Origin of the sequence: Neptuniibacter sp., from assembly GCF_024231755.1 — a bacterium.
In the GTDB taxonomy this organism is placed as follows: Bacteria; Pseudomonadota; Gammaproteobacteria; order Pseudomonadales; family Balneatricaceae; genus Neptuniibacter.
Map to the genome: position 1 here is coordinate 1 of NZ_JAAEQH010000039.1, position 9997 is coordinate 9997.

At 46.7% G+C, this 9997-nt stretch carries 10 protein-coding genes; 4 read left to right on the forward strand and 6 right to left on the reverse strand.

Annotation, left to right across the window (positions count from 1 at the left end):
• Positions 1-81 precede the first annotated feature (81 nt).
• Together GY843_RS01205 and GY843_RS01210 are read right to left on the reverse strand one after the other, a co-directional pair.
• Positions 82-177: a lipoprotein gene (locus GY843_RS01205; RefSeq protein ID WP_297305904.1), complete on the reverse strand. Its 96-nt coding sequence runs from the start codon at positions 175-177 to the stop codon at positions 82-84.
• Between the two features lie 165 nt (positions 178-342).
• Positions 343-948 carry a DUF938 domain-containing protein gene (locus GY843_RS01210; RefSeq protein WP_297305895.1) on the reverse strand — a complete coding sequence of 202 codons (606 nt, stop codon included), beginning with the start codon at positions 946-948 and terminating at the stop codon, positions 343-345.
• Positions 949-1093: 145 nt separating this feature from the next.
• On the opposite strand from GY843_RS01210, the gene cyaY reads away from it, so the two are divergent.
• Both cyaY and GY843_RS01220 read left to right on the forward strand, forming a co-directional pair.
• Positions 1094-1426: an iron donor protein CyaY gene (gene cyaY / locus GY843_RS01215; protein WP_297305896.1), complete on the forward strand. Its 333-nt coding sequence runs from the start codon at positions 1094-1096 to the stop codon at positions 1424-1426.
• A 1-nt stretch (position 1427) separates the two neighbouring features.
• On the forward strand, positions 1428-1988 hold the full coding sequence (locus GY843_RS01220) for an SIS domain-containing protein (protein ID WP_297305897.1): 561 nt from the start codon (positions 1428-1430) through the stop codon (positions 1986-1988).
• Here the strand turns inward: GY843_RS01220 and waaA are convergent.
• On the reverse strand, positions 1978-3255 hold the full coding sequence (gene waaA / locus GY843_RS01225; RefSeq protein WP_297305898.1) for a lipid IV(A) 3-deoxy-D-manno-octulosonic acid transferase: 1278 nt from the start codon (positions 3253-3255) through the stop codon (positions 1978-1980). The genes GY843_RS01220 and waaA overlap by 11 nt on opposite strands.
• A 90-nt stretch (positions 3256-3345) precedes the next feature.
• Between waaA and GY843_RS01230 the strand changes: the two genes are divergently transcribed.
• Positions 3346-4527, forward strand: coding sequence for an FAD-dependent oxidoreductase (locus tag GY843_RS01230; protein WP_297305899.1), 1182 nt, complete (start codon positions 3346-3348; stop codon positions 4525-4527).
• Positions 4520-5320 carry an aldo/keto reductase gene (locus GY843_RS01235; RefSeq protein ID WP_297305900.1) on the forward strand — a complete coding sequence of 267 codons (801 nt, stop codon included), beginning with the start codon at positions 4520-4522 and terminating at the stop codon, positions 5318-5320. Before GY843_RS01230 ends, GY843_RS01235 begins: the two co-directional genes overlap by 8 nt.
• A 55-nt stretch (positions 5321-5375) precedes the next feature.
• Here the strand turns inward: GY843_RS01235 and GY843_RS01240 are convergent, their stop codons facing one another.
• The 3 genes from GY843_RS01240 to GY843_RS01250 form a co-directional block, all read right to left on the reverse strand.
• Positions 5376-7595 (reverse strand): CHASE2 domain-containing protein, encoded by a 2220-nt coding sequence (locus tag GY843_RS01240; RefSeq protein ID WP_297305901.1) that lies wholly within the window; start codon positions 7593-7595, stop codon positions 5376-5378.
• Between the two features lie 43 nt (positions 7596-7638).
• The gene (locus tag GY843_RS01245; RefSeq protein WP_297305902.1) at positions 7639-9309 is read right to left on the reverse strand and encodes a ShlB/FhaC/HecB family hemolysin secretion/activation protein; all 1671 of its coding nucleotides are present in this window, start codon (positions 9307-9309) and stop codon (positions 7639-7641) included.
• 6 nt (positions 9310-9315) lie between these two features.
• The coding region (locus GY843_RS01250) for a FecR family protein (protein WP_297305903.1) at positions 9316-9997 on the reverse strand (682 nt) is incomplete at its 5' end.

Here is a 9997-nt window from a genome sequence, read left to right on the forward strand (position 1 = left end):
CGATGCGGGTCAGGGCAACATCCTCACAACAGAGCTGCCCATTACGATATTCAAATGTATCCATCAATCTTCTCTAAACTTTTACTTCTGCTGTGTTTGCTTTTGATTTTCGCCATCTGGCAGATATAGAGGGCCTTTCTGTCCACAGCCACCCAGCAACACCAAACTAAACAAAATGGCTAAACCAAAATACTTTTTCTCTGTTCTCACAGCACTTTCCCTTTTCAGGTCACTAATCGGTCGATTATACCCGGATTTTCATTGGAAGAGAGGGTAATTTAAGGACGGAATAAAAAGCCTAATTCTCATCCCCTAAGTATCCCATTGCTTAAGGGATATTACTTAAAGGCTCCGGCGCCAGATCAAGCATTGATTGTTTGCCGGCATAGCACAATCATTCTGCAACACTAAGCCTATGGACTCCGCCAATGCATTTACGGCCTCAAAGTCACGTACCCCACTCACAGGGTCACGGTTTTTCAACCACTGGTCGAACTGAGCATTACTGGGTGTAGTAAAATCACCGTTATATTTAAAGGGACCATACACTACGAGGAAACCTTCCTTTCCCAGAACCTGCTCAATTCCAGCAAAAAACGTCTCTACTGCAGCCCAAGACATAATGTGCAAAGTATTGGCTGTATAGACCAGATCAATTACATGATCAGTTAGGCAGGAATCCCAAGGTATATTCCGAACATCCAATTCTATTGGAGCTGCGACATTTGTTCTGGAGTTCTGCTCGAATTGAGCACGTAAAACGTCATAACCCTCTGCAAAATCACTCGGCAACCACGTCAAATGCGGCATCTGTTCGGAGAAATACAAAGCATGCTGCCCCGTCCCTGAACCGACTTCTAACACTCTTTTTGACGCCATTAAAATATCTGAGATCACCTCAAGAATAGGCTCTTTATTTCTATCTGCTGGTCCGGAATACGGTTGCATATTGGTGCCTTTACCAAGGTTAAAGGGCCATCATACCTTTAAGTCGGTACTGTAGTTAAACGATCTCATTATCAATTTCACCAAATTGCTTGATATACTCTTGCCCCAGAGTAAGTACGAACAACAAATGTTCCCGGAGAATTTGATGACTGAGAGCGAATTTAACGATCTGGTTGATGACACGCTGGACCGGATTGAAGAGATTCTGGATGACGCAGAAACTGATATCGATGTTCAACTGGGCGGAGGGATTCTGACAATTATCTGCGAAAACCGCACTCAGTTGATCTTTACGCGTCAGGCTCCTGTTAAACAACTCTGGTTAGCCACCAAGAGTGGCGGTTTCCACTTTGACTATGATTCTGAACAGGAGAGTTGGGTTCTGGACAGCGATGGGCAGCAACTGGCTCCATTTTTTGCAAAAGCCTTCTCAGAACAAGCAGGCGAATCTCTTGAATTTGATCTGACAGGTATCTGATATGTCTTTCACTAACGCATTGCAGCGTCACTTCGATACATTCAATCAACTACACACTCTGCAAAGTGAAGTTGAACTACTGGCAGACCAGATCGATAGCTGCTTTGAAAAAGGCGGCAAACTGATTTTCATGGGTAACGGCGGAAGTGCTGCAGACAGTCAGCATCTGGCTGCAGAGTTTGTAGTGCGCTACAAAGCGGAACGTCAGCCCCTTGCAGCTATTGCGCTAACCGTAGACACCTCTATCCTGACCGCACACAGTAACGATTACAGCTACGATTCTGTTTTCACCCGTCAGGTTCAGGCGTTGGCAAAAGCAGAAGACCTTATCATTGGCATCTCCACATCAGGCAACAGCGCCAATGTTATCGATGCTATCGAAGCGGCAAAAGAGATTGGTTGCACCACATGGGCCTGGACCGGCTCCCATGGAGGCAAACTAAACGATATCGCTGATCACCTGATCCGTATCCCAGCAGACGAAACTGCACGCATTCAGGAAGCACATATCTTTGTTGGCCACTGGCTCTGCGAAGAGATGGATCGCCGAACTACCGCTTGATACAAATCGTTTCCGTCAGGGCGTATAGTTTTTCCAACGCGCCCTGATTCTGTTTCACAAACTGATAACCCGCGTCACCCTGCGCAGCAGCTTTTTCCAGATCAGATAGTAGCTCCGCTATCTGTGATTTCAGCTGCACTTCAGAATCTACAACCGATAATCCTCCAGCCTCAGCCAGAGCATCACAGATCAACTGAAAATTGAAAAAGTGCTTGCCCATTACAACCGGCTTTTTTAGCACCGCAGGTTCTAATGGATTATGCCCACCTCGCTCAATCAAACTGCCACCCACAAACGCAATATCTGCGGCAGCCAGTAGTTTCATCAATTCACCCATGGTGTCACCAAGATAGACCTGGGTTTTGGGTGAGGGCTGCTGGCCCAAACTACGTCGGGAAAGCTTAAATCCGGCTTGTTTGATCTCTTCTGCAACAACATCAAAACGCTCCGGGTGCCTTGGCACTATCACTAACAACAGTTCCGGGTATTGAGACAATAGCTGCTGATAAACGTTAAGTAATGCCGTTTCCTCACCCTCATGGGTACTCGCACCGATCAGGACAGGACGTTCCATACCCCAGAGCTCCCGTAACGCATAAGCCAAACGCTCGCTGCCTTCAGGCGCTGTCACATCAAACTTGATTGATCCTGTAACCTGCATAGATTGCTCAGGCAATCCCAGATCAAGAAAACGCTGCCCATCCACTTCATTCTGCGCTGCTATCAGATCAATCTGCTGTAACATTGCAGCAGCCAACTTACCAAAACGGGCATAACCTTTGGCAGATCTTGCAGAAAGGCGGGCATTTGCCACCAGCGTTGGAACATTTCGCTGTTTACAGGCAGCTATCAAATTAGGCCAGAGCTCCGTCTCAACGATGACACAGCCTACAGGTTTAACTTTTTCAAGAAAGCGACCAAGGGCACAGGGCAGATCATAAGGGCAGTAGTAATGTGTGACTGAATCACCAAAAGTAGCCTCAACCCGTTCTGCTCCAGTAGGCGTCATTGTTGTCATCACAATTGGTAGATCTGGATGTCGAGCCTGAATCAGTTTAACCAGCGGTACTATCGCCAGAGTTTCGCCCACTGAAACAGCATGAATCCATAGCGATTGTTTTTCGGAGCTATGTTTACCTGTAAAGAAACCCAGACGTTCTTTCCAACGCTGTCTATACGCTGGAGCTTTTCGACCACGCCACCAAAGGCGATATAACAGTATCGGAACGGCCAGATAAAACAGCACTGTGTACAAGGTACGATTCATTACGGACTCTTTATTGGAAATTGCGCCAGAGTATAACACGCCACCATCTCTGCTCGCCTCCCGGCAATACCGGCTCTATAATAGCGAGCTATGAAAATACTGAAGTTCGATCTGATCATTGTGGGTGGTGGTGTTGCAGGTTTGTGGACACTGAACCGTGCCGTACAATCCGGCTATAACGCCATTCTTCTGGAAAAGGACACTCTGGGCGGAGGGCAGACCATCCGCTCACAGGGTATCATCCATGGCGGAACAAAATACGCCCTGAACGGCGTACTCACCCAAGCGTCTAATACGATCAAAGAGATGCCACAGCGCTGGCGTGATTGCCTTGAAGGCAAAGGCGAAATTGATCTGACCGATGTAAACATCCTTTCTGATGCCCACTATATGTGGTCGAAAGGTTCTCTTGGTTCAAAAATGACAACTTTCTTTGCCACCAAAGCATTTCGCGGCAGAGTAGAAGAGGTCAAAAAAGAGAAGCGCCCAACAGTTTTCCAGAATAAGGCTTTCAAAGGTTCGCTTTACCGCCTGAATGAACTGGTTCTGGATGTACCTAGTGTTGTAGATGCTCTGCGCAAGCCGGTAGAAGATCGTATCTATCAGTATGACTTTACCCAGGCAGAGATAGAACAAAATGGGGAGCAGATCAGCGCAATTAACCTGCAAGATAATAACCTCAAACTGATCCCGGGTAAGTTATTACTTACCAGCGGCGAAGGCTTTGAGAAAATAGCTTCGCAGTTAAAGATCGAACAACCCGAGATGCAACGCAGACCATTGCATATGGTCATGGTGAAGCATAACCATAATCTACCAACCTTTGCCCACTGTATCGGCACTGGTAGTAAGCCGGTAGCGACCATCACAACTCATCCATGCTCTGATGGTAAGCAGATCTGGTACTTAGGCGGCGATGTCGCTGAAACAGGTGTAGACCGCTCCAATGAAGAACAGATCGCTTATGCGCAAAAGGCGATCTCAGATCTGTTGCCTTGGATTGATCTCAGTACTGCTGAGTGGCGATGCCTGCGTGTTGACCGTGCCGAGCCGAAACAATCTACCTTGGTACGACCTGATTCCGCATTTGCTCAGCAAGTTGGGAACTGTATTGTTTCCTGGCCAACTAAGCTGGCGCTGTCTCCTGATCTGGCTGATCAAGCATTAGAGTTTTGCCAGCATAACGCTGAGAACAGCAGTGAACCTTCAGAGCTGTCTGAGCTCGGCAAGCCAGCAACCACTCAACCCGTATGGGAGACCTCTTTTGCTTAAACGAGAACTGGGTAATACCGGGTTACATATCTCACCAATCGGGCTGGGGACTGTAAAACTAGGACGGGATAAAGGCGTTAAATACCCTCAAGGATTTACTATCCCCGATGACAAGGAAGCGGCTAACCTCCTGGCTTTAGCGCAGGACCTGGGCATAAATCTGATTGATACCGCACCGGCTTATGGCAACAGTGAAGAGCGCCTTGGCCCATTATTGAGAGGCCAAAGAGACAACTGGCTTATCTGCTCCAAAGTAGGTGAGGAATTCGATAACCAAAGTGGCGAATCCAGCTTTAACTTTACCCCGGAGCATGTGCGCTTCAGCGTCGAACGTAGCCTGAAAAGATTGGACACCGATTATATCGATATGCTGCTGGTTCACTCTGATGGTAATGATGTGGAGATCATCCAACGGTACGGCATTCTTGAGCTTCTTAATGAACTGAAAGCTGAAGGAAAAATCCGCGCAACCGGCATGTCTACCAAAACGGTCGAAGGCGGACTCTTAGCTCTGCAAAAATCAGACTGTGCCATGGTGACATATAACCTTGCACACACCGAAGAGAAACCGGTCATCGATTACGCTGCCGAGAACCGGAAAGGCATTCTGCTGAAAAAAGCATTGGCATCAGGGCACATCTGCAATGAGCAACACGCAGACCCGGTACAAGCTAGTTTTGACTTTATCTTTGCTCACTCAGGTGTGACTGCAGCCATAGTTGGGACAATCAACCCTAACCACCTGAAGTCCAATGTGCATGCAGCCAACCAGGCGCTTAAAACAAAGCCCTGAAACAGAACACGAAAACTGTAGTCGGAGCTACTCGCTGGCTCCTTAGTTAAATGCCTTATTTGGTCAAGAAGGTAAAAGTACCATCCCAATCAGACTCTGGGGGATGCTCGATAAATTGCTCCAGCCTCTGTAAATACAGCTGGAACAATAAGCTCTCAGGCTGAGACTGATTTAAAGCCTCAAAGGCTAGTGTTGCTTGATCCCACTGACGATCACGATAAAGCTGTAACGCCTCATGATAACGCAGCAGTTGCTCCAGCTCAGACTCTGCGACCTGTCCCAGTCGACCTAAAGGCTCAAAAATAGCAACGGACTGATCCTTACCCTTAACCTTTACACGATCAAGCTCGCGGAAATGGAAAGCAGAGTCCAGATGCTGTTTGGTAAATTCGCTGACGATAATTTTAACGCCATACTCTTTCGTTAACCCCTCCAGTCTGGAACCGAGGTTAACCGAATCCCCCATAACGGTATAGGCTTTACGGAATTTGGAACCCATGTTGCCAACCGTCATTACCCCTGTATTCAGCCCCACACCAATATCAATGGCAGGCCAGCCTTTCTGCGCGAACTCGTCATTTAAGTCGTCCAGGTGATCTATCATGGCTATAGCAGCATCTAATGCATTTTCTGCTTGGTTCGCGTCAGGTAATGGCGCTCCCCAAAAGGACATAATAGCGTCACCCATGTATTTATCGATCGTACCTCGGTGTTGATGAATGATACTTGTCATTGGGGTTAGGAAAGCATTCATCAGCTGAGTCAGCTGTTTGGGGTCCAGTCCCTCAGACATATTGGTAAAACCACGCACATCTGAGAATAAAACCGTCATCTCACGACTCTCACCGGTTAAAGAATACTCATCGGGTTTATCCGCCATTTCAGCCACCAGCTCTGGTGGTACATACTGACCAAACAGACCTGCTAGTAAACGCTTGCCTCTGGATTCAATCAAATAGCCATAGGACATGTTGAATATAAACTGGAGAGTAATCATGAGCAGAAGGCTCGCAAGTGGCAGAACCAGATTGAGGTAGTGCCAGGCATAGAGGTTTGAGCCAATACAAATGAGCATGCCGCCGATATATAGAAAAATAGCGGCTATAGGGCTGCATTTCAGCAGCAAGAAGGTCATGATTAGACCTAAGGTAATCAACAAGACCAGTTCCAGGCCGATGGTGTACGCAGGGCGCTCTTTAATGCGATTATCCAAAATCCCCGAAATCAGGTTGGCATGGGTTTCCACACCAGGGTAGAGATCCTGCACTGGCGTTGTTCGCAGATCCATCAATCCTGGAGCCGTAGTACCCAGCAATACGATAGCATCCTGCATAAGTTCTTTAGGTACCGTTTGTTTCAACAATTCAGTTGCCGAAACATAGGGGAAACTCCCTTGCTTTCCTCTGTAAGGAATCAAAGTACCAAGATTAAAATCTGCTGGAATACGGTGTCTGCCTAGTAATATCGATTCAAGACTAAGCGCATGACTTTCACCTTCATATTTCAGCTTCACACTGGTTTCGCGCAAAGCTAAACGGGCAACAGCCAGGCTTAGGCTTTCATACAAATTACCATCGTAATTTTGTAATAGTGAGATACGCCGAAATACACCATCTCGATCGACTAATGGTGAGGCATTAAAGAAGCCAGCGGTAAGGGCAGCACTTTGTAATCCGGTAAGGTTCGCCGTATATGCTTGTGCTTTAGCGGCATTGATATGCTCAGGATTAAAGCTACCAGATGTAAGAATTGGAGTAGGTAGTAGACCAATTCCGCCTTTCTCACGCCTTTGGTCATGGTCAAAGTAATAACCTAACACAATGCGCCTGTTGGCCAAGCTTTCAGCAAAACGCTGATCATAATCCAGTTCAGAACGCAGTAACTGAAGTTGTTGTTGATAATCGCTGTTGTGCAGGAGTTGCTTTTGCGCCAATTGTTCCAATTGAGGCAAGCCTGAGCTGTTATCCGTTTCCGCAAAAACCATATCGAAACCTAATACATCGATTTCATAATGGTCAAACAGCAGATCGATCATATGAGCTAATTTATTACGACTCCAAGGCCACTGCCCTTCATGCAATAAACTATGCTCATCAATATCCAGAATAACGATGCGCTTATCCACATCTTCAAGAGGCGTTAAGCGCACACGAATATCGTAAGTGTAGTTTTCCAGACGTTGTAATAACTCGATATGTATTACTGAGGTGCTGTGCAACACAAACACAATCAACAAACTCAAACTCAGTAAAATACGAATTAGGTGACGCCGCACAAAACTTTCCTTCGCTATTTCCTTCGCTATAAAAAGGGGCCGCTTACCAGATAAAATTCACACTGAAGTGGCCGAGAACATCACCCTCTTCTTGATCACCTGCAGCATCAATAACTTGTGCAATATCCAAACGGGCAGTGATGTCTCGTGCCAAATTAAAACGCAGCCCTACGCCAGCACTGCCCAGGGATACAGTGTTGCGATCGGTCTCACCCTGCATCAGAACCTGCTCCCCTCGGGCATGGTCCATAAATAGTAACGCGCGTAGATCAGCATCATTCATGCCCAGCATATGACCTAAATCCGGGCTAAATAGCTCCAGCGTTACGTTGTAACCACGGTCACGGGCAACTTCACGCTCTTTAAAACCCCGCACACCCCAAACACCAGCAAGGCCTATCTGTTCACCAGGGATCAAAGCATCAGAGGTATACTGGCCTTTGAGCCCAACATGAAGTTGCCACTCTTGAGGTAAGATGCGCAACCAATCCAGTCTATATCGGATGAGATCATAGTCAGCAGAGGCGCCTGCGTTAGCAATAACATTATTTGGTCGCGCAGCTCGGTAGTTTTCATCTCCACCATCACTACCGCCTGGTATGTTATGTAAGTAACCCAGAGTAAAACTGATCTGTTGTCCTGGGCTGGCATGAGTGCCGGAATAAGTAAGGCCTAAAGGGCGACTGGTTACATCTGCAGACGAGGAACCACAGCTTACACCCAGTACCGTGCATTCATTATCATACTGACGCCAATCAAAACCTGCTGTCAGACTGGAGCTGTACTCCCCTTGGCGCTCAAAGTTATGGTTGTAATACATGGCATATATATCACCCTTACCACTGAAATTAAGCGGCCCAAAAACCGTGTCATTAGTCCCCGATGAAACATCACTCTTAGCCACCAGAAAATCCACACTATCGCCCAGATCATAGAGTGGTAGGCGGTAACTCAGGGAATACTGTTTTACACGCTCTGGATGTTCTGGGCTGGTCGTGTAATTGAAACTTAAACTATGGTCCTTATTAAACAGATTATCATGACGAATTCCCGCACTCACCCGCCACTTCCCTGTCTCATCACTGCCCGTATTATCAGCAGAAAGCGTAAAACTAAGTGGGTCATGATCAGTTACCGTTACCAGAGCATCTATCTCTTGTTCTGCACTCTCAACACTGAGTACTACATCAACTGTCTTTGATGGATTCTGGTTTACCAGTTGTAAGTTTTCCGATATTTCCCTGGCATTAGGCACTTTACCGGCTTCCAGAGCAGGTAAGCTCGCCAAGATATTAGCCTCATCATGGTGATTGTTACCTTTGACTTTTACCTGCCTGATGCCACCTTCAATTACATTTAAGGCAATCACCCCATTCTGTATTTCCTGCTCCGGCACATACACCTGAACCGTACTAAAGCCTTGGTTTCGATAAGCCGCTTTTAAAGCCTCCATTGCAAACTGAATATCAGCAAAACCTCTCCCTTCACCCGTAAATGGCTCAAGTGTTGTATCGATAAATTCAGCTTGCAGCAGGGTGTTACCCTTGATTTCAAAACCAGAGATAGCCAATGAGGGGCTCTGCACCGGTGACGCGGGTGAAGACTTTTGCTCTTCAGCCACAAGATTAAAGTTAACCAGGCTTGATGTTGCCACCAACAGCAAACCTGGTAACAACATCAGTTTATGGGGAATTCGGTTATTTGATTTCAACATAATAGGTCACTGTGCAGGCATCATGCATTGCTGATCATTGGCTTCACCGAGACCATGACCATCCATAGAATTACGACTTAAACTAATTGGCATTGTCACTCTAATACCGTCAACTGGAGGTATCTGGATCGGCACACTGGTACTATCAGCAACGAAGCCATATTCACCAATATTGACCAGCAGCTCTCCTGAAGTATTTGTCAGGATAATTGCACCTTCAGCCACATCGCTATATAAGCCGTTTTTCGGTAAGTCGCCGCTGACTGTTTTCAATTCCAAACAGTCATCCTGGCAGTAGATCAAACCAAAGTTTGTGCCTCGTATACCCACCACGGCAACCGGCGTTTCAACCTTGAAATTTTCTTTCTTATTCTTAGCAATCAGTCCCGTAACAGCACGCAGACCACCTTTGAATAAGCGTAAAATAGAACTCCCCGAATCTGGTTCCTCCGCATCGTAGATATATTCATCTATGCGGAAAGTAGTTTTCGGGCGTAACACAATCTCACTTTCATCTTTAAATTTCAGCCGGGCAAAAGTCCGTTCCGCGGTCGTCAGAGTATCACCAGCAAAAACTTCAGAATTAATACCAAGTAACTTCTGGCTCTTATTACTGTGGGTGACCACCAACACACCATCCAGATGTGTAACCACAGCGACAGCCTGCGCTAGCGAATGACTTGAAACC